Source organism: Azorhizobium caulinodans ORS 571 (assembly GCF_000010525.1).
Taxonomy (GTDB): Bacteria; Pseudomonadota; Alphaproteobacteria; order Rhizobiales; family Xanthobacteraceae; genus Azorhizobium; species Azorhizobium caulinodans.
In genome coordinates, this window is record NC_009937.1 from 1,422,079 (window position 1) to 1,442,423 (window position 20,345).

Here is a 20,345-nt window from a genome sequence, read left to right on the forward strand (position 1 = left end):
CGGGCCGATCTAACGCAGGACGGCGTGCGATGCTGGTCCTGACACCGGGATCCGCCGCCGAGAGGCCTCCGCAGGGGGACATTTACGTCCCGGATCGGGCATCGACGTGCTGAACGCGGGGCCCAGGGATCGCCGGTGATGACTCATAGCGGCGCCTCGACCGCATTTCAGCGACGTCGGCATTGCGCCCCCGTTTCAGCCACTGATCTGGTAACGGCTGCGGCCCGAAAGCGGACATTAGCGAGGCACGGCACGTAGGCACCCTTTGCGCCGAGAGCAGACGTCAAGCCGCCAATACAATGTGGACGCTCCAGTGCGATCAATGTGTTGGCGTTTGCGCCCTAAACTGACGTTTTGACAGCGCCACCGTCCGTCTCCCCACTGTGAAGAGAAATAGCGCAAGCCCGCTTATGAAGGGCTTGCGGATCATCCCACAATTCAATATTTCGATAAATATCGAATTATGAGGACCCATATGGACGAACTCGCTGCCTTGACCGCGTTCGGCGCTCTCTCCCAGGAGACCCGGTTGCGGATCGTTCGGCGTCTCGTGATTGCCGGGCCTGATGGAATCTCGGCCGGAGCGATCAGCGAGGCGGTCGGTGCGTCGATGTCGACCCTGTCCTTCCATCTGAAAGAGCTGGAGCATGCGGGCCTTGTCCGCTCGCGCCGGCAATCCCGCTCCATCATCTACAGCGCAGCCCTCGATGCCCTGGCGGGCCTCGCAGCCTTCCTGATGCGGGACTGTTGCCAAGGCCATCCGGAGGTTTGCGCGCCCGCAATGCAGGCGCTGACCGCCTGTTCATGCCCGGAGCAAGGGTCACATGACTGACCACACCTACAACGTGCTCTTCCTCTGCACGGGGAATTCGGCCCGCTCGATCCTCGGCGAGGCCATGCTGAACAAGCTTGGTGAAGGCCGCTTCCGCGCCTTCTCGGCGGGGAGCAAGCCCAAGGGCGAGGTCAACCCGCTTGCCATCGAGGTGCTGCGGGAGGCGGACTTCCCGACCGACGGACTGTCTTCCAAGAGCTGGGAGGTGTTCGCCCGGGCGGATACTCCCACCATGGATTTCATCTTCACGGTCTGCGACGACGCGGCGGGCGAGACCTGCCCCATCTGGCCCGGCCACCCGGCGACGGCCCACTGGGGCATTGAAGATCCGGCAGCGGTCGAGGGAACCTATCTTGAGCGGCGGAAGGCTTTTGTCAGGGCGCAGCGCTATCTCTTGAACCGGATTTCGGCATTCATGGCGCTTCCGCTGCGCTCTCTCGATCGCATGGCGCTCCACAACCAGCTCCGCGCGATCGGTCAACTGACGGACGCTTATGTTGCCCGCTCAAATCTCCTCCATTCGGAGTCGAAATGATGGACGTGGTCATCTACCACAACCCGGAATGTGGAACCTCCCGCAACACGTTGGCCCAGATCCTGAACGCTGGTGTGGAGCCGCACGTCATCGAATACCTGAAGTGCCCACCTTCTCGCGTCATGCTTCGTCAGCTTGTCGACCGGGCCGGAATGACAGTCCGCGCCCTCCTGCGCGAAAAGGGCACGCCCTTCGCGGCGCTAGGTCTCGCCAATCCGGCGCTGACCGATGACGACCTGCTCGATGCCATGATGGCGCACCCAATCCTCATCAACCGTCCCCTGGTGGTGAGCCCGAAGGGTGTCCGGCTGTGCCGCCCATCCGAAGAGGTCCTCGACCTCCTGCCGCCGCAGCGCGGCGCCTTCACCAAGGAAGACGGCGAACGCGTCGTCGACGACGCGGGAAACCGCGTGACCAATTCCTGAGCTCTTTCCCTGGATTTGCGCCCATGCTCGCCGTCGCGATCTTCATCGCCACCCTCGTGCTCGTCATCTGGCAGCCGAGAGGGCTAGGCATCGGCTGGAGTGCGCTCGGTGGCGCGGCTCTGGCGCTGGCGACGGGCGTGATCGGCCTCGCTGATGTCCCGGTGGTCTGGGACATCGTCTGGGATGCGACCTTCACCTTCGTCGCGCTCATCATCATCTCGCTGCTGCTGGATGAGGCGGGGTTCTTCCAATGGGCGGCCCTCCATGTCGCCCGGTGGGGGAAGGGCCGAGGTGCACTCCTGTTTCCCCTCGTGATCCTGCTGGGCGCGGCGATCGCGGCCGTGTTTGCGAACGACGGCGCGGCCCTCCTGCTGACGCCCATCGTGCTCGCCATCCTGCTGAGACTGAACTTCCGGCCTGCCGCTGCCATGGCCTTCATCGTCGCCTGCGGCTTCGTGGCGGACAGCACGAGCTTGCCGCTGGTCATCTCGAACCTGGTCAACATCGTCAGCGCGAACTTCTTCGGCATCACGTTTGACCGCTATGCGGCGGTCATGGTGCCGGTGAACGTCGTCTCCCTTGCGGCGACCCTGATCGTGCTCTGGCTCTTCTATCGGAAGGACATCCCGGCGACCTACGATGTCGGCGAGCTCGATGTTCCAGCAAGTGCGATCCGGGACCGGGGCGTGTTCGTCGCCGCTTTCCCTATGCTGGCGATCCTCCTCGCCGCATACTTCGTGACCGCGCCCTTCGGCATCCCGGTGGCGGCTGTGACGGGGGCCGGTGCTCTTGTGCTCATAGCGGTCGCCGGGCTGGGGAATGCCATTTCCGTCCGAAAGGCCGTGGCCTCCGCACCGTGGCAGATCGTGCTGTTCAGCCTCGGCATGTATCTGGTGGTCTACGGGCTGAAGAATGCGGGTCTGACCGATCACCTCGCAGGCCTACTCCAGTGGTTCGCCGGACAGGGAACGATGGCCGGCGCGATCGGGACCGGCTTCACGTCGGCCATTCTGTCCTCGGTCATGAACAACATGCCCAGCGTCCTGATCGGGGCCATTGCCGTCCAGCAGGCTCCGGACGTCTCCCCGCTCATGCGGGAGGTCATGGTCTATGCGAACGTCATTGGCTGCGACCTCGGCCCTAAGTTCACCCCGATCGGAAGCCTCGCCACGCTGCTCTGGCTGCACGTGCTGGGCAGCAAGGGGCAGAAGATCACATGGGGGGCGTACATGAAGGTCGGGCTGGTGATCACGCCGCCGGTCCTGCTGGTCACGCTCATCGCGCTGGCACTGTGGCTGCCGGTGCTTGGCGTTCAGTAGCTTGAACCGTCGCCAAGAGTTGCGTGAAACCCATTACGCGGATCCGTGGCTAACGGCAGCTTTCAGCGTGCTGGGTCGTGCAGGTCCATGTCCATAGATGGCAGTACGTCGAGGAAGTGGACGTGCATCGCCTGTAGGCGCGCCCTGACGGCATCGAGCAGCGAGGTGTTGAGAACCTTTGCCTGCTGGACGCGCTGGTAGTCAAGCATGACCCCCTCGTTGAACCTCGGCGGATTCAGGCATGTGAAGGACTCGCCAGCCCAATTGCGGCTCTTCATCACCACCGGAGCCCCATATTCGACCTGGCTGGCGTCGCTGTGGGCGAAGAGGGTGTTCCGCTTGATAATGAGGTCGTCGTGCAAGGCGCGGGTGAACGGTGAGAGCTTGATCCCGAGGGCACCGTAGGAGAGCGAGGGAATGCCTCCCTTCGATTCCGAGAACGGCCGACAATAGGAGACGATCAAGGTCGTTTCGTAGCAGATGAACTTTCGCAGGGTCGCAAGCGGGTATCGCCCTTCGTGGTCCACCTCCTCTTCAATAAAGGCAATTGCGCTTCCTGCGTGTGACAGGTCTCTGACACTCAATATCAGGCGTTTGAACAAGCCCCAGTTCTTCAGCAGATATTCGGGCACCCGATCCAGTTGGGGAGGGTCGAAGGCGCGGACACCCCCGCTTCCCGAGTGTTCGTCGATGCGTTCGTAGTAGAACCATTCATCGGGAAACCCGTATTGGTGCTTGAGGTGTGCCTGATAGGCTTCTTTCGCCTCATTCCCATCCGACATCCAAATCCCGCCCCTAGAAATGCCCGATCCGATCGTAGCGGAGCGTTCGGCAGGAGCGAAGCGAGCGCCCATCCTCGAGACTATCGTGATCGGATATCTGCCAAGCTGTCCTCCATCGCATGCCTGCGCGCTTCAGCCTGCTGGCGGCGCTCGGAATAGCGGTCGACGAGGTAGTCGGCTCGGCCCCGGACGAGCAGCGTGAACTTCATCAGCTCTTCCATGACGTCCACGACCCGGTCGTAATAGGCCGAGGGCTTCATGCGCCCGGCCTCGTCGAATTCCTGATGGGCCTTCGCCACCGACGACTGGTTCGGGATCGTGACCATCCGCATCCAGCGGCCGAGGACACGGAGAGAGTTCACGGCATTAAAGGACTGGGACCCCCCGCTCACCTGCATGACGGCGAGCGTGCGGCCCTGCGTCGGCCGGATGCCACCCATCTCAAGGGGCAGCCAGTCGATCTGGCTCTTGAACACGCCGGTGATGTTGCCGTGGCGTTCCGGGCTGCACCAGACCTGTCCCTCCGACCATGTGGACAGGGCGCGCAGCTCCTGCACCTTCGGGTGATCTGGAGACACGCTATCCGGCAGCGGGAGGTCGCGTGGATCGAAGATGCGGGTCTCGGCACCCATGCGTTCAAGGAGCCGAGCCGCTTCCTCGGTCAGCAGGCGGCTGTACGACCGCTCGCGCAGGGAGCCGTACAGAAGGAGGATGCGGGGTGCGTGATCGGGGACCGAGCGAGGCTCTAGAAGAGCGGCATCGGGAAGGACGAGGTGCCTCTCGTCGAGCGCGGGGAAGTCCGGGGACGAAGTCGTGTCGGTCATCACTTGAACCTTGATGTCAGATGGCTGCGCGGGACGCGCGGACGGAAAGCAGAGCGGCGCTCCAGAAGCCAATCACGAGGATGCAGGCTCCGATCACGAGCGCGATCACAACGGCATCGTATGAGCCGGTACTGGCCCAGATGGATGCGGCACCGACGGGCGCGATGGCCCGCGCGATCGTCCCCGGCGCGGCGAGCGCACCATTGACGGCCCCATAGGCTTCCCGCGTGAGCATCTCCGGGACGGCAAGGCCGCGCACGATGGTCATGATGCCGTTGGCGCCGCCGTAGAGGGCCGCCACGGCGGCGACGAGGGTGAAGCTCGGCGGAAGTGCCTGAAGGGCGAGGAGTGCCACCGGGAAGACCAGCACGACGGCACTGCCGATCAGGCGCACCGATGCTTTCGGAGCGAACACCCAGATGGCGATCCGGCCCGCGACCTGAGCGGGACCGATGATGGCCATGGCTGCGACCACTGTGCCGGTATCGAAGCCGCGCTCGATGAGCAGCGGGTAGAAGTGGAACGTGAAGGCGGAGAAGGCGGCGTAATAGGCCGTCAAGGCGATCGCTAGGGCCCAGAAGGCGGGAAGGCGCATGACCCCACGGACGATGCCGCTTCCCACCATTGCCGACGTCGCCGGGGCTGTGCGTTCGGGATGATCCGCCCGTGGATCGATGACGAGGGCATAGAGGGTGGCGCAGAGGATCAGGTTCACGCCGCCCAGCACCATGAGCGTTCCCCGCCATCCCACGGTGTCGAGCAGATGCTGGACGATGGGGATGAAGACGGTGGAGGCGAAGCCGCCCCATAGCGTGAGGGCTGTGATCCCGGCCCGTGCCCCACCGCTGCCGCTGCGCCGGGCGACGACGGCGAAGGCGGGTTCATAGAGGGTGGCGGCCTGCACGATGCCGATCCCGGCGACGCAGAGATAGAAGGGCAGGAGGGACGCGATCTGCGACCAACCGAGAAGCAGGAGGCCAGCGATCAGGGAGCCGCCGGCCATCACGAAGCGGCCATGGCCTCGGTCGATGGCCGATCCGACGGGATAGGCGGCGAAGCCCGCTAGGATCAGGCCGAGGGTGGCTGCGCCATAGGTCTCGGGCTTCGACCAGCCGAGTTCCCGCTCCATGGCCTCGGCGATGGGCGGGAAGGCATAATAGAGCGATCCCCATGAGCAAATCTGCCCGATGCCGAGGCCGGTGATGAACCAGCTTCTGCCGCTCAGGGGTGGCACATCTGTTGTGGCTGCCGAGGTGCCGGTCATGCGTTCATTCCGGAGCCGGGAACCCGTGGAAGGCGAACAGCGCATTCCTTCATGCATCGACCATCAATGCTTCGGGGCAAATGAAGGATGGTCATGGGCAGCATGCCGGGCCGTTCCCCTCGACGAGCTTTCCGGCATCAAGCAGGCAGCGGGTGACGTCCATCCATGCCTCGACGGCGACCTTGAAGGCGGCCCGGCCCTTGTCGGTCAGGGTGTAGACTTTCCGCTCCCGCCCGGAGACGACCTCGGTCTCGACGGTGAGATAGCCGCCTTCCTCGAACTCCCGCAGCACCGGGTAGATGGTCCCCTCGGTGGGGGAACAGCAGCCGTTCGTGGTCTGCTCCACGGCGCGGGCGATGTCGTAGCCGTGCATGGCCCGCTGGTGGAGCACGCACAGGATGAAGAACTTGGACAGGCTCATCTTGATGGTGCCGTTCCAGTAGGCCCGACTGAGGAAGTCGGGCCCGGTCTTCGCTGCGGCATCAGGCATTGAGGGTCTAGGCATAGGAGCAGACCCTATGCATTGAGGGGCAATGCGTCAATCCGCGCTCAGCGCCTCCGCTGACTGTCGGTTCATTTTCGAAAAGTGGACGTCCGTTCAAGCGGTGAGATATCGTAGCGCGTGGCCGCCGGAGACTTCCGCTTTGGAGTTTCCTGGATCGTCGGCGGCGTCCGCTTTGCGCCACCATCGGTCATTGATTTCGCATCGGCTGCGGCCCGAAAGCCGGCATTCGGGCGGGCGCCTTTAAGCGGATAGCGCGCCTATTAGCCTGAAAAAAAGGACGCTTGACCGGCGATGAGCACCCTTCAGTTAAGGCCGAACGTCTTCCGAAGCCCTCTGTCGACGGGACCGGCAGGCATGAAGCGGCGGAGTTTTGCTAGGAGAGACGCCTCACCCTTCGGCGTATGGCGCATTTTCCAGTCGCCCAATGCCGCGCGCACAATCGTGGCGGCGACCGCATCGGGGGCGGGTGCCTTCTGAACGTTCTTCTGGATCGCCAGGGAAACAACGTCGCGCTCCCTTTCGTATGCGGAAATCTTGGAAGCTGCCTGCGGCGCGTTCAGATCAAGGTTTGTTTTGGTGAAGGAGGGTTCGACGAGCGCAACGCGGACACCAAACGGCCGCACTTCATGATCCAGGGTCTCCGATAATCCCTCCACGGCATGCTTGGACGCCGCATAGAGCCCCATGTAGGGCGCGGGCAGAAAACCGAGGACCGAGCTTACATTGACGATGCGGCCGGAGCGCTGCTGACGCATGTGAGGCAGCACGGCCTGGATCGTACGCAAGAGGCCGAAGAGGTTAGTGTCGAAGAGCGTCTGGGCCTCAAAGATCGATGTTTCCTCGGTGGCGCCAAGAAGCGTCACGCCCGCGCTGTTGACCAGCACGTCGAGGCGGCCGTCCTGCTTCATGATGTTCAGTATGCTGCGCTCGATCGAATCCTCGTTACGAACGTCCATTTCAATGAGCGTCACGCCGGCGATGGCTTGAGCTTTGGCCAAGTCGCGCACGGTACCATAGACGCGGCATCCCGCTTCCGCGAATCTCAGCGCGGTGGCGCGGCCGATGCCGGATGAGACACCGGTAACGAGAACTACTTTGCGGGTCGACATTGTCATTCCTTTGATGGGCGTCTGGGCATGGGAGGGGCTGAAAGCTGTCATTCGGCAGCCATGGCGGGGTGCGGCGCGCGTGTGTCCGCAGTGCTTGCTGGAACCTCGTCGGGCGTTGCCTTGATACGGAACCAGGCGGCGTAGAGGGCGGGGAGGAACAGCAGGATCAGTGCTGTACCCACGGCGGTGCCACCGATCAGCGTGTACGCCATCGATCCCCAGAACACGGAATGCGTCAGGGGAATGAAGGCGAGAACCGCAGCCAGCGCGGTCAGGATCACCGGGCGCGTCCGCTGCACGGTCGCTTCGACCACGGCGTGATAGTCGTCGAGTCCGGCGGTTCTATTCTCCTTGATCTGCTCGGTCAGGATCAGCGTGTTGCGCATCAGGATGCCGGCAAGACCAATCAGGCCGAGAATGGCGTTGAAGCCGAAGGGCTGATTGAACAGGATCAGCGTCGGCACCACGCCGGCCAGGCCAAGCGGCGCCGTCATCATCACCATGGTCATGGTCGAGATGCTGCGGACCTGCAGGATGATCACGATCAGCATCGCAGCGATCATCATGGGGAAGATCTTGACCAGGGCGACATTCGCCTTGAGAGACTCCTCGATATTGCCGCCCATCTCGATGCGGTAGCCGACGGGAAGCGAGGCGATCAGCGGCTGGAGCGCCTGCATCACCTGCTTGGAGACTTCCGGCGGCTGGGTGGCTTCGTTAATGTCGGCGCGCACGGTGATGACGGACGTGCGGTCACGGCGCTTCAGGATTGGCTCCTCGAAACGGATTTCGGAGTGACCGACCTGGTCCAGCGGAACCTGGCGCCCGTTGCGGCTCATCAGGGAAAAGTCAGCGAGTCGTGCCGGGTCGAGGCGGTTTTCGCCGGCGCTCCGCGCCACGACGGGGACATTGCGGATGTCCTCGCGGACCTGCGTCACGGTGATGCCGGTGAGCAGCAACTGCATTTGCTGGGCCGCCTCTGCGGGCGACAGGCCGATGAGGTTGAGCCGCTCCTGGTCGGGGACAAAGCGCACGACAGGCGCGCGGTTGCCCCAGTCACGGTTGGCCTGGCGCACGTCCGGGATGCTGCTCATGAGGGAGAGGGCCTTCTCGGAGATGCGGTAGAGTTCGGCCGGGTCGGGGCCCATGATGCGGAATTCGACCGGGAACGGCGTGTAGGGGCCGAAGACCAGCTGCGTGACGCGGACATAAGCTTCGGGTGCAAGCCCATCGGCAATGGCCGCGCGTAGATCGTGCTTCAGTTCTTCGCGCGCCGCCGCATCTGGCGTCAGCACGACGATCTTGGCGAATGACGGGTCCGGCAGTTCGGGCGCCATGGCGAAGAAGAAGCGCGGTGCGCCCTGTCCAATATAGCTCGTGACGATTTTCGCCTCGGGCTGTTCCTTGAGCCAGCGTTCCGCCTTCTCGACCGCCGCGGTCGTGGCCTCGATGCTGCTGCCTTCCGGCATGCGGACTTCCACCAGGACCTCGGGGCGGTCGGAGGTCGGGAAGAACTGCTGCTTAACGGCGCCCATGCCCACGACGGAGAGGGCCATGGCGACTCCCACCACGGCGCAGGTCATGAATTTGTGCCGCACCGTGAACTTGATGGCCGCGCGTAGGCGCCGATAGTTCGGCGTATCGTAGATGGCGTGATGGCCACCTTCGACGGGCTTGATGGCGGGCAGCATTTTCACGCCGAGATAGGGCGTGAAGATCACCGCGACGATCCACGACACGATGAGTGCGAATCCGACGACCCAGAAGATGTTGCCGGCATATTCGCCCGCCGCGGAGGCGGCGAAGCCGACTGGCATCAGGCCGATGATGGTCACCAGCGTGCCAGAGAGCATTGGAGCCGCCGTATGGCTCCAGGCATAGGCGGCCGCCTTGATGCGGTCCATGCCCTCTTCCATCTTCACCACCATCACCTCGATGGCGATGATGGCGTCGTCGACCAGCAGGCCCAGCGCCAGGATGAGCGCGCCGAGTGTGATGCGGTCGAAGAAGCGACCTGTCTCCAGCATGATCAGGAAGACAACGGCAAGCGTCAGCGGCACCGCAAGGGCCACGACGATGCCGACGCGCCATCCGAGGCTGACGAGGCTGACGAACAGCACGACGCCGAGGGCCATGGCGAATTTCAGCATGAATTCGCCGACGGCCGCGTCGATGTTGACGGCCTGGTCGCTGACCTTCTCAAGCGTCATGCCGAGCTGCAAGGTCGCCGCGATGGCGCTGGAGCGTGCTTCCAGCGCCTTGCCGAGTTCAAGCCCGTTCCACCCCTGCTGCATCACCGCCGCCAGCATGATGGTGGGTTCGCCATTGTGGCGGATGATGTAGGTTTCGGGATCCTGGTAGCCGCGACGCACCTCGGCCACATCGGAGAGCTTGAGCGTGCGCCCCCCGGCCACGATGGGGGTGTTCGCGATGGCGGCGAGGCTGTCATAGGCTCCATCGAAGCGGAGGAACACCTGTGGGCCGCGCGTGTCGATGGATCCGGCCGGGGTCACCGTGTTCTGCCGCTGAAGGGCGGATGCTATTTCTTGCGCGGACACGCCCAACGTCGCCAGCTTGGCATAGGAAAACTCGACGAAGATCTGCTCGGGACGCTCGCCCAGAATGTTGACCTTCTTCACGCCGGGGACGTGCAGCAGTTCCTGGCGGATCAACTCCGCCTGCCGCGCCAGTTCGCGCATGGGCATGCCCTTGGCCTTGAGGGCATAGAGGGCGAAGCTCACATCGGAGAACTCGTCATTGACGAACGGACCGAGCACGCCGGAGGGCAGATTGCGCGCCTCGTCGCCTAACTTCTTGCGGGCCTGATAGAATTCCTCCGCGACGGCCGAGGGGGGCGTATTGTCCTTGAGCGTGACCGTTAGGAAGGCAAAGCCGGGGCGGGCGATGGTTTCGACCCGGTCATACCAGGTCAGTTCCTGGATGCGCTTTTCCAGCGGTTCTGCGACGAGATCCTGCATCTCCCTCGCCGTCGCGCCAGGCCATGCCACGGTGACGGTGAGCGTTTTGATAGTGAATGAGGGGTCTTCCGCTCTGCCAAGCTTGACGAAGGCATAGACGCCCGCGGCCGCCAGCAGCACGATGAAGAAGAGGGTGACGGCACGCTCACGGACTGCCAGCGCTGAGAGATTGAAGCTCATTTGGAATTCCCCTCAATCAGCTTCGCCGTCCGTACGGCGGCGCCGTCTTTCAGGAGATGCGCGCCGAGCGCCACGACGTCCGCGCCAAGTGCGACGCCGGTGACCGTCGCGTATTCGTTTCCGAGGCGTTTGACTTGGACGGGCACGAAGCGGACCGTGGATGAGGTCGGGTCGAGAACCCATACGCCGGTCCGCACGCCATCATTCAGCACGGCGCCGATGGGGACGCTCACAGAGGGTTGGGCCTCCCCGCTGGGGATGGTGATCGTTACGGTCGTTCCAAGAGGGGCCGCGGCGGCGGGCCCCTCAAGGACGTACCGCGCCTCATAGGTGCGCGTCTGGGAGTCGGCCGCATCGGAGATCTGCCGCAGTCGCGCCGAGCTGGGTTCGGCATCACTGCCATAGACGCGCGCCTTGGCCTGCGAGCCCAAGGCGGGGCGGATCGTCTCGGGCAGTGCTACGACAGCTTCGCGCGGCCCAGCTTGGGCCAGCTGAATGACCGTTTGGCCCGCCGCGACCACCTGTCCGGGTTCGCCAAGGGTGGCGACGATGGTGCCGTCGGCTCCTGCGGTTAACGTGGAATAGGTCGCTTCGTTTGCGGCGACATCGGCTTCCGCTTCCGCAACATCGAGCTGCGCCTGAGCCGTGTCGAGCGCGGCCTTGGCCTGTTCGTAGCGTTGCGGCGTTGCAGCAAGCCCGCCCTTCACCAGCGCGGCGTATCGCTTTTCGTCGGCGCTCGCCTGAACCAGCACCGCGCGGGCAGCCGCCACGGCGTTGCGCTTGGCGGTCAGCGCGAGGCGCAGATCCGTGTCGTCGATCCGCATAAGGGGCTGGCCCGCCTTGACCTGCTGCCCGACATCGACGAGCCGCTCGACGATCTTGCCGGGCACGCGGAAGCCGACATTGCTCTGGACCCGCGCCTCTATGAGACCCGTAAAGCCTCGCTCGAGGCCCGCTGTCGGCGCGATCTTCATCACCCTTACAAGCGGTGCCTCCTCCCTGGGATCACCAATCGGTCCGGCATGTGGTGAAGAAGGGGAAAGCGCGAAAAAGCCGGCCGCCCCAGCCACTGCGGTCACAACGCCTGCCACGAGGAGAATGGGCTTTTTCATAGCCGTCGCCTGCCAAATTAGATTGCGTCCGAACGCTATATTGGATATAGATGCCGAACGCAATCTAAATTCGGGAGGTCAGTTATGCGCGTCAGTCGAATTCAGGCGGAAGAAAACCGGCAAACGGTGATCAGTGTGGCGAGCCGTCTCTTTCGCGAGCACGGCTTCGACGGCATCGGCCTGAAGGACCTGATGGCCGGTGCGGGCATGACGCAAGGTGCCTTCTACAAGCAGTTCGAGTCCAAGGAGGATCTGGCGGTTCAGGCTTCTAGAAGTGCGCTCGCAGGCGCGGTGGAGAGGTGGTCGACGGCCGCTGCATCCAATCCCGAAGATCCGCTCGCGGCCATCATGCGTTTCTATCTCAGCATGGGGCACTGCACCGAAAAGACCGATGGTTGCCCGGTGGTCGCGCTCGGCTCAGATGCTGCGCGCCAGGGGGCGAACGTAAGAGCGGCGTTCGAGGACGGCATCAAAGATCATCTTGAAATGATAGCTGGCTGGGTGGGCGAGGATCACGACCCAAATGGCAAGGCCATGGGAGTAATGGCGACGATGGTCGGCGCTGTATTGCTCGCACGGGCTGTCAATGATCCCAAGCTCTCACGGAAGCTCCTGCAGTCCGCCGCTGAAGCAGTTCTGCTGCAAACCGGCAATCGTCAAGAATGTGCGTAAATGTAACATTGAAATTATTTTGTCATTCATACGGCGGGCGATTGATGAAAATGATGGGTCGATTGCAATTGTTCCGTGTCGCAGTGCGGAAATTTATACAAAAAGTCTATCTATTCGCGGCGGCTATGGAAGTCGATGAATTCGATCTCCTGGAACGACGCGTCCGCGTTCTAGAGACCCGAATCGCCTCACTTCACTCCAAGAAAGAATGAAGGCCGGTCCCCGTTTTGATCGGGAAGCCCGATTGTCAAAATGGCAACCACTGAGGCAAGAGCATGAACCTCGATGATCATCCTACGGTCAGGCAGCTTCGCGCATCAGGTCGACTGGGCGAGACCGCAAGTATAGCTGGCCCCATCGATGCGAATGAGTTGCGCAAGCTCGCGCTGGAGTGCGGCGCCCACGACGTCGGGCTGGTTGAAATCGGACGCACTGAACTTGACCCGCAGCGCGACGAAATCCTCAAGAATTATCCGTGGACACGCACTCTGCTCAGCTTCGTCGTAAAGATGGTGCGTGAGCCGGTACGCGGAACGCCGCGCTCTGTCTCCAACCTGGAATTCCACCGCGCCGGTTATGAGACCAACGAAATCGCCGCACGCATCGTCTCTTGCCTGCAGGATAGCGGCATTCGTGCGGTGAACCCCTCCATGGGTTTTCCCATGGAAATGCAGAATAATCCCGGCGCGGCCATCTGGATCGTTTCGCACAAGCCGGTGGCGGTTGCAGCAGGTCTCGGTCGCATGGGTATCCATCGCAACCTGATTCACCCGAAGTTCGGCAACTTTGTCCTGCTGGGAACAGTCCTGCTCGATCAGGATGTCAGTGCGGTTGATCAGTCGATTGATTACAATCCGTGCCTTGAATGTAATCTTTGCGTGGCTGTCTGCCCGGTGGGCGCCATTAAGCCAGATGGCGCGTTCAATTTTCAGGCCTGCTTCACCCACAATTACCGCGAGTTCATGGGTGGGTTTAACGATTGGGTCGAGCAGATCGCTGACGCAAAGGATGCCATTGATTATCGCAAACGCGTCAACGAGCCTGAAACCGCTTCGATGTGGCAAAGCCTGACCTACGGAGCCAATTACAAATCCGCATACTGCCTCGCCGTTTGCCCTGCAGGCGAGGATGTGATCGGTCCGTATTTAAATGACAAGGCTGCCCATCGCCGCGAGATTGTGCGGCCCCTCCAGGAGCGGCCGGAGACCATCTACGTCGTTGCCGGAACTGACGCTGATCAGGTGGCCCGCCGTAAATGGAAAAACAAGACCGTCAAACCTGTCGGTAACGGTATGACGCCCCGGACAATTTCTGGGCTCTTGACCTTCATGCCGATCGTCTTCCAGCCCGAGCAGTCGCGCGGGCTCGACGCCGTCTTTCATTTTACCTTTACCGGCGCGGATCATCGCGACGCGACGATCACGATAAAGGACCGCAAAATCACCGTTCGCGAGGGGCTTATCGGGAAGGCTAGCATTCGTGTTACAGCGGATGCAAAGACCTGGCTCGGGTTCCTTGCAAAGGAAAAGAACATCGTTTGGGCGCTGGCAACGCGAAAGATCCGCATCTCCGGCGATCCGCGGCTGCTGCTGGCGTTCGGCAAGTGCTTCCCGTCACCGGAAATCAAGCGCAAGCATGTCGAGGTGATCCCAGAGGCCTCGCTGATTGTGCCGGCGATACGGCCGTTTGAAAAGAACGATGCCCTAACCGGAAAAGCTCGCTGGTACGGCGCTCTGCTTCTGAAGGATATCGAGCAGGTTACGCCGAATGTGAAGACATTCCGCTTCGTCAATCCTAAGGGCGGCGACATTCCGTTCACCCATGTTGCGGGCCAGTATCTCACCTTCGACATTGCCCCTCACGGCATCGCGACCCGGCGCTCCTACACGATAGCTTCGCCACCGAGCTGGCGTGACCGCATTGAGATTACAGTCAAACGAGAGCAATTCGGTCTGGTATCGCGTTGGCTGCACGACGAAGTGGCCGTGGGCGACCTCATGAATATCGAGGCCCCCGGCGGCATGTTCGTGTTCTCAGGTCGCGAGGGGCCGAGTGTGGTCCTTATCGGAGGCGGCGTCGGCATCACGCCAATGATGAGTATCGCTCGATACCTCACCGACACTCAGTGGCCTGGCACCATCTATCTGCTCACCAGCTTCCTACCCCGCAGGACATAATCTTCAGGCGGGAGATTGGGAGCCTGCGGAAGCGCAATCCCCGGCTGCGGGTCGCCACCACCGTCACCAACGCGCAAGGCGACGACTGGACCGGTTCGACCGGCTTCATCAATGCCCGCTTCATCCAGGCTCATGTTCCGGACATCGCCCTTCATCCCTCCCTCATCTGCGGTCCTCCGGCGATGATGGACGCCGTCAAGGCTGCGCTCCATCAGTTGGGCGTGCCGAACAGCCAGGTGAAAACGGAGGGTTTCGGAACCGACAGACGTGATCCCAGCAAAAAAGCCCAAAAGCTCGGCAAGGTGATTGCCACTGTATCGTTTCGGGAATCACATCTTTCGGCAGCCGCGCGCGAGGGCATGACATTGCTGGATGTGGCGGATGAATCTGGGGTTTTCATCGATAGCGCGTGCCGCTCAGGAACCTGTGGCGTGAAGCTGACAAGTGGCAAGGTTCGCCTGGGAACAGACGATGCACTGAGCGATGAAGAAAGGGCGCAAGGCTACATCCTCGCCTGTCAGGCGCAACCCGACGGCGATGTGGCGTTGGATGTGTAGGATGGCTGCACGGCCTCTCTTCCGAAAGCGGACCGCCACCAGTCTGCCCCGGTGCCGTCTGTCGGCAAAGCGCCGCCATGTTGGTCGTTCAGATATTGCCGACCGATCCGCAAAGCCGCCGTTCATTTTACGATGTGCGACTGACCGTAGAGGGCGGAGAGCGAACGTTCGCTGCGCTGGTCACAAACGGCGTAAGCGTCGTCCTACCCCCACCTTTCGCCGGCGAGGCTGAGGGGGCGATGTTCCGAGCCTGGAGGGCTTGGACATATGACGATTTCAGAGCTTACGCTTAAATCTAGCGCCGAGGAGCCGGTGCGGCGGTTCGAGGTTTTCACCGGAGCCGGGCGTCGCCGAGAGTGGGCTCCCGAGGAGAAGGCGCGGATTGTCACCGAGAGCTTTGAGCCTGGAGCCACGGTGAGTGCAGTGGCGCGCCGCCACGGACTGTCGCCGCAGCAGTTGTTCACGTGGCGCCGTGAGGCGCGGAAAGCGAGCGAGACGATCCCGGCTTTCGTGCCGGCGGTGGTCGCTCCGGAACCGGTTCCCGCATCTGAGCCGTCCGCCCAACCGTCACGGCCGAAGCCGCGTGATCGGCAACGTCGCGCGGCAGCCATCGAGGTCGACGTCGCCGGGGTCAGGGTGACGATTGAGAACGGGGCCTCGCCCGCCACCATCGCAGCGGTGCTCGGCGCGCTGAAGGCCGGATCGTGATCGGCCCGAGCGGCGCGGTCCGGGTCATGGTGGCGACACGGCCGGTGGACTTCCGCAAGGGGGCGGAGGGTCTCGCCGCTTTGGTGCGCGAGACCATGGGCGCCGATCCGTTCTCCGGCACCGTGTACGTGTTCCGGGCCAAGCGAGCGGACCGGGTGAAGCTGGTGTTCTGGGACGGCACCGGCGTCGTGCTGGTGGCGAAGCGGCTTGAGGACGGGGAGTTCCGCTGGCCGAAGATCGAGGACGGCACCCTGCAGCTGACGTCGGCCCAGCTCCAGGCCCTGCTCGAGGGCCTCGACTGGCGGCGAGTGCATGAGGCGCAGCGCACGATGACACCGGTCACCGCCAGCTGAAGAGGCTCGCAGGGGCCTGGCGAATGTGATTCACTTCCGGTCATGGCCTCGCTCTCCACCGAGCCCCCCCGTGACCCCGAGACGCTCCAGGCGATGCTGATCGCGCGGGACACGGAGATCGAGCGCCTGCGCCAGATCATCAAGGAGTTGCAGCGCCACCGCTTCGGACGGCGGGCGGAGAGCCTGCCCGAGGACCAACTGCTGCTGGCGCTCGAAGAGGCCGAACAGGTCGAGGCTGCCTACTTCGCCGCGTCCGATGAACAGGTGCCGGCCGAGAAGGCCGAGCGGGTGGCCAAACGCCGTGCGAACCGCGGTGCTTTGCCCGCCCATCTGCCGCGGATCGAGACCGTGATCGATATCGAGAGTGACATCTGCCCCTGCTGTTCCGGCAAGCTGCACCGCATCGGCGAGGATGTGGCGGAACGGCTCGACATGGTGCCTGCCCAGTTCCGCGTCCTGGTGGTGCGGCGGCCGAAATATGCCTGCCGGTCCTGCGCGGACGTGGTGGTGCAGGCCCCCGCTTCGGCTCGGTTGATCGAAGGTGGCATCCCGACCGAGGCAACCGTCGCCCATGTGCTGGTCTCGAAATACGCCGACCATCTGCCCCTGTATCGCCAAGTCCAGATCTATGCGCGGCAGGGCATCGCGCTCGACCGCTCGACGCTGGCGGACTGGGTCGGGCGCGCCGCCTTCCTGCTGCGACCTGTCCACGAGCGGCTGCTGGCGATGCTAAGGGCCTCGACCAAGCTGTTCGCCGACGAGACCACGGCGCCGGTGCTCGATCCCGGCCGTGGCCGCACCAAGACCGGGCAGCTCTTCGCCTATGCCCGTGATGACCGTCCGTGGGGCGGAGCCGATCCGCCCGCCGTCGCTTATGTCTATGCCCCCGATCGTAAGAGCGAGCGGCCGGTCGCCCACCTCGACGGCTTCAGCGGCATCCTGCAGGTCGATGGCTATGGCGGCTACAAGGCGCTAGCCGGACGCAACGCCGTGAATCTGGCGTTCTGCTGGGCCCACGTGCGCCGCCGCTTCTACGAGCTCGCTCAGAGCGGTCCCGCGCCGATCGCCAGCGAGGCCCTGCAGCGCATCGCCGAGCTCTATCGCCTCGAGGCTGCGATCCACGGCCGAACCCCAGATGAGCGCCGAGCCTCGCGCCAAGAGAAGAGCAGGCCGATCATCGAGGCCATGGAGCCATGGCTGCGCGAGAAGCTGGCTCTGATCAGCCAGAAGACCAAGCTGGCCGAGGCGATCCGCTATGCGCTCTCGCGCTGGCAGGGGCTGACCCCGTTCCTCGACGACGGCCGCGTCGAGTTGGACAACAACATCGTCGAGCGCTCCATCCGACCCCTGGCCCTGACCCGGAAGAATGCGCTCTTCGCCGGCTCCGACGGCGGCGCCGAGCACTGGGCTGTCATGGCTTCGCGGGTCGAGACCTGCAAGCTCAACGACATCGACCCCCAGGCCTACCTCGCGGACGTCATCACCCGCATCGTCAACAGCCACCCCAACAGCCGCATCGACGACCTCATGCCATGGGCCTACCCAGCACAGCCGGTCCTCAGCAACGTGGCCTGAAGACGACGCTTACGCTTTTAGGGGGAAGCAGCCCTTCGATCGACCTTGGTCCCGCGACAGCGCACCGAATCCGGTAGGTGATATCCCATACCAACTAGCTGGCGTCGTATCGGATGCGGGCGCCTTTGATGTTCTCCTGATTGCTGTTCGCCCATGTCACGAGCGTCATGACGGGCGCGAGAAGCGTCCGCCCCACATCCGTGAGTTCGTAGTCGACGCGCGGCGGAATCGTGGGAAACAAGGTCCGCTTCACCAACCCGTCACGTTCCAGACTGCGCAGGTTAATCGTTAGCATCCGCTGAGAAATGCCGTCGATGCGACGCCGCAGTTCATTGAACCGTACGGGCCCATCCTTGAGCGTCGCGATGATGTACAGGGTCCACTTGTCGCCGATGAGATCAAGGATTTCCCGGACCATCCGACAGTCGTCCCCTTCGCCGGGGGTAGGAAAATCAATGTCACTAAGGGTCATCGGAGTGCCTTCTTGCGAGCAGCGTGGCGGTCACTTTAATAGCGTCGGTAACAAGAAATTACCGCCCTGTTCCCGTCGGAGCAATCCATGACCAGCATCCTCCTCGTGACGTCCAGCCCTCGGGGCGCCGATAGCCTGTCTACCCGTTTCGCGACCGAGATCGCCGAAGGCCTCAAGGCACGTTTTGGCGGCGCGCTACTGACGCGCGATCTGGCGGCCAACCCGCCGCCGCATATCACGCAGGCCTATATTCACGGCCGCGTCACGCCGCCGGAGGCACGCACGCCCGAGCAGGTCGAGGCGGTCGCCCTTGCCCAGGAGTTCGTCGATGAGGTGAAGGCCGCCGACGTGATCGTCTTGGGTTCGGGCATGATCAATTTCGGCCCGTCTTCGCAGCTCAAGGCTTGGTTCGATCATATCACTTGGCCGGGTGTGACCTTCGGGTATGGCGAAGCGGGCAGGCCGCAGGGAACGCTGACCGGCAAGAAGGTCTATCTCGTCACCGCTGCGGGCGGTGTCTTTTCGGAAGGCGACTGGGCGCCCTTTGATTTCCAGACCGGCAATCTGCGCCACCTCTTGGGCTTCGTCGGCCTGACCGACGTCGAAATCATCCGCGTGGAAGGCACCGTCTTCGGGCCCGAGGCGGCCAAGGCCGCCATCGCCGCCACCGAAGCCCAAGTGCGCTCGATCCTGGAAACGGCCGCCTGACGGCGGCCAAACCAGAAGGATCACCAAATGCTGCAGATCGATCTTTGGCCTGCCCCCTGAAAAGTGGTCCTCCGTGAAGTAGGCTTTTTGAGCCTTTGGAGGATGGCGCGATGGCGCAGAAGAAGCACAAGCCGGAAGAGATCGTCGCGAAGCTTCGGCAGGTCGACGTTTTGGTGTCGCAGGCGCGGCCGGTTGCGGAGGCGATCCGGGCCATCGGGGTGACGGCGTTCACCTATTATCGCTGGCGCAAGGAGTTCGGCGGGCTGAGAGCGACCAGGTGAAGCGGCTGAAGGATCTGGAGAAGGAGAACGAACGGCTGCGCAAGGCGGTTTCGGACCTGACGCTGGAGAAGCTGATCCTGAAGGAAGCCGCGTCGGGAAACTTCTAAGCCCCGCCCGTCGCCGTCGCTGCATCGCGCACGTCGTGGCCAAGCTCGGCGTATCGGAGCGGCTCGCGTGCCGGGTTCTGGGGCAGCATCGATCCACGCAACGCAAGGTTCCAGTGGGCCGTGCCGATGAGGCGGGCCTGACCGCGGACATCATCGAACTGGCCACCCGATACGGTCGCTATGGCTATCGGCGGATCACGGCATTGCTGCAGGCGTCCGGCTGGGTGGTGAACGTGAAGCGGGTCGAGCGGATCTGGCGGCGGGAGGGGCTCAAAGTGCCAAGCAAGCAACCGAAGAAGGGGCGCCTGTGGTTCAACGGCGGGTCCTGCCTGCGGCTGCGGCCGGAGCATCCCAACCATGTGTGGTCCTATGACTTCGTCGAGGATCGCACCCACAACGGGCGGAAGTTCCGCATGCTGAACGTGATCGACGAGTTCACACGGGAGTGCCTGGCCATCCGCATTGACCGCAAGCTGAACTCGACCGCGGTCATCGACGTGCTGACGGACCTGTTCGTGCTGCGGGGCGTGCCCAGCCATATCCGTTCCGACAATGGCCCGGAGTTCATCGCCAAGGCGGTGCGGGACTGGATCACGGCCGTCGGGGCCAGGACGGCCTTCATCGCGCCCGGCTCGCCGTGGGAGAATGGCTATTGCGAGAGCTTCAACTCCAAGCTCCGGGATGAACTGCTCGACGGTGAGATCTTCTACAGCCTGGCCGAGGCGAGGATCGTCATCGAGGACTGGCGCCGGCACTACAACACCGAGCGGCCACACTCCGCGCTCGGCTACAAGCCTCCGGCACCGGCCGTTATCGTGCCGCAGGTGCCGCCAACATCAAATGCGCCCAACAGGCCCACAATGCATTAGA

At 63.2% G+C, this 20,345-nt stretch carries 19 protein-coding genes and 1 pseudogene; 12 read left to right on the plus strand and 8 right to left on the minus strand.

The features are described 5' to 3' along the window. Positions 1–475: 475 nt before the first annotated feature. The 4 genes from AZC_RS06530 to AZC_RS06545 are packed head-to-tail and all read left to right on the plus strand — an operon-like array spanning position 476 to position 3,111. Entirely contained in the window at positions 476–832 is a 357-nt protein-coding gene (locus AZC_RS06530) for an ArsR/SmtB family transcription factor (RefSeq protein WP_012169800.1), read from the plus strand. Next, on the plus strand, positions 825–1,367 hold the full coding sequence (locus AZC_RS06535; protein ID WP_012169801.1) for an arsenate reductase ArsC: 543 nt from the start codon (positions 825–827) through the stop codon (positions 1,365–1,367). The genes AZC_RS06530 and AZC_RS06535 overlap by 8 nt, the downstream gene beginning before the upstream one ends. Then, entirely contained in the window at positions 1,367–1,792 is a 426-nt protein-coding gene (arsC, locus tag AZC_RS06540; RefSeq protein ID WP_043880093.1) for an arsenate reductase (glutaredoxin), read from the plus strand. Before AZC_RS06535 ends, arsC begins: the two co-directional genes overlap by 1 nt. Positions 1,793–1,815: 23 nt before the next feature. After that, a complete protein-coding gene (locus AZC_RS06545; RefSeq protein WP_012169803.1) occupies positions 1,816–3,111 on the plus strand; it encodes an arsenic transporter in 1,296 nt (431 codons plus the stop codon). Positions 3,112–3,173: 62 nt separating this feature from the next. Here AZC_RS06545 and AZC_RS24305 read toward each other — a convergent pair whose 3' ends face one another. From AZC_RS24305 to AZC_RS06580, 7 genes are all read right to left on the minus strand, one after another. Next, positions 3,174–3,965, minus strand: coding sequence for a hypothetical protein (locus AZC_RS24305; RefSeq protein WP_012169804.1), 792 nt, complete (start codon positions 3,963–3,965; stop codon positions 3,174–3,176). Between the two features lie 8 nt (positions 3,966–3,973). Continuing rightward, on the minus strand, positions 3,974–4,717 hold the full coding sequence (gene arsH, locus AZC_RS06555; protein WP_012169805.1) for an arsenical resistance protein ArsH: 744 nt from the start codon (positions 4,715–4,717) through the stop codon (positions 3,974–3,976). 16 nt (positions 4,718–4,733) lie between these two features. Continuing rightward, a complete protein-coding gene (locus AZC_RS06560) occupies positions 4,734–5,981 on the minus strand; it encodes an MFS transporter (protein WP_043878999.1) in 1,248 nt (415 codons plus the stop codon). 91 nt (positions 5,982–6,072) lie between these two features. Then, positions 6,073–6,471 (minus strand): PadR family transcriptional regulator, encoded by a 399-nt coding sequence (locus tag AZC_RS06565; RefSeq protein WP_244421803.1) that lies wholly within the window; start codon positions 6,469–6,471, stop codon positions 6,073–6,075. A 317-nt stretch (positions 6,472–6,788) separates the two neighbouring features. Then, positions 6,789–7,595 carry an oxidoreductase gene (locus AZC_RS06570; RefSeq protein ID WP_012169808.1) on the minus strand — a complete coding sequence of 269 codons (807 nt, stop codon included), beginning with the start codon at positions 7,593–7,595 and terminating at the stop codon, positions 6,789–6,791. A gap of 47 nt (positions 7,596–7,642) precedes the next feature. Further along, on the minus strand, positions 7,643–10,753 hold the full coding sequence (locus AZC_RS06575) for an efflux RND transporter permease subunit (RefSeq protein WP_012169809.1): 3,111 nt from the start codon (positions 10,751–10,753) through the stop codon (positions 7,643–7,645). Beyond that, entirely contained in the window at positions 10,750–11,865 is a 1,116-nt protein-coding gene (locus AZC_RS06580) for an efflux RND transporter periplasmic adaptor subunit (protein ID WP_043879000.1), read from the minus strand. Before AZC_RS06580 ends, AZC_RS06575 begins: the two co-directional genes overlap by 4 nt. 84 nt (positions 11,866–11,949) lie before the next feature. Here AZC_RS06580 and AZC_RS06585 point away from each other — a divergent pair, with 84 nt between their 5' ends. The 6 genes from AZC_RS06585 to AZC_RS06610 all read left to right on the plus strand — a co-directional run bounded on the left by AZC_RS06585 (position 11,950) and on the right by AZC_RS06610 (position 17,907). Beyond that, positions 11,950–12,537, plus strand: coding sequence for a TetR/AcrR family transcriptional regulator (locus tag AZC_RS06585; RefSeq protein WP_012169811.1), 588 nt, complete (start codon positions 11,950–11,952; stop codon positions 12,535–12,537). A gap of 275 nt (positions 12,538–12,812) precedes the next feature. Continuing rightward, a complete protein-coding gene (locus AZC_RS06590) occupies positions 12,813–14,714 on the plus strand; it encodes an FAD-binding oxidoreductase (protein WP_012169812.1) in 1,902 nt (633 codons plus the stop codon). Then, a complete protein-coding gene (locus tag AZC_RS25430; protein WP_052285878.1) occupies positions 14,663–15,271 on the plus strand; it encodes a 2Fe-2S iron-sulfur cluster-binding protein in 609 nt (202 codons plus the stop codon). Before AZC_RS06590 ends, AZC_RS25430 begins: the two co-directional genes overlap by 52 nt. A 267-nt stretch (positions 15,272–15,538) precedes the next feature. Then, positions 15,539–15,979: an IS66-like element accessory protein TnpA gene (tnpA, locus tag AZC_RS06600; RefSeq protein WP_012169814.1), complete on the plus strand. Its 441-nt coding sequence runs from the start codon at positions 15,539–15,541 to the stop codon at positions 15,977–15,979. After that, positions 15,976–16,332 (plus strand): IS66 family insertion sequence element accessory protein TnpB, encoded by a 357-nt coding sequence (tnpB, locus tag AZC_RS06605; protein ID WP_012169815.1) that lies wholly within the window; start codon positions 15,976–15,978, stop codon positions 16,330–16,332. Before tnpA ends, tnpB begins: the two co-directional genes overlap by 4 nt. Before the next feature lie 42 nt (positions 16,333–16,374). After that, positions 16,375–17,907 carry an IS66-like element ISAzca2 family transposase gene (locus AZC_RS06610; protein ID WP_012169816.1) on the plus strand — a complete coding sequence of 511 codons (1,533 nt, stop codon included), beginning with the start codon at positions 16,375–16,377 and terminating at the stop codon, positions 17,905–17,907. Positions 17,908–18,001: 94 nt separating this feature from the next. On the opposite strand, the gene AZC_RS06615 is transcribed toward AZC_RS06610, so the two are convergent. Then, positions 18,002–18,379, minus strand: coding sequence for a winged helix-turn-helix transcriptional regulator (locus AZC_RS06615; RefSeq protein ID WP_012169817.1), 378 nt, complete (start codon positions 18,377–18,379; stop codon positions 18,002–18,004). 87 nt (positions 18,380–18,466) lie between these two features. On the opposite strand from AZC_RS06615, the gene AZC_RS06620 reads away from it, so the two are divergent. Next, on the plus strand, positions 18,467–19,087 hold the full coding sequence (locus AZC_RS06620; RefSeq protein WP_012169818.1) for an FMN-dependent NADH-azoreductase: 621 nt from the start codon (positions 18,467–18,469) through the stop codon (positions 19,085–19,087). 110 nt (positions 19,088–19,197) lie between these two features. Beyond that, a pseudogene (locus AZC_RS06630) lies at positions 19,198–20,344 on the plus strand (IS3 family transposase). Position 20,345 lies beyond the last annotated feature (1 nt).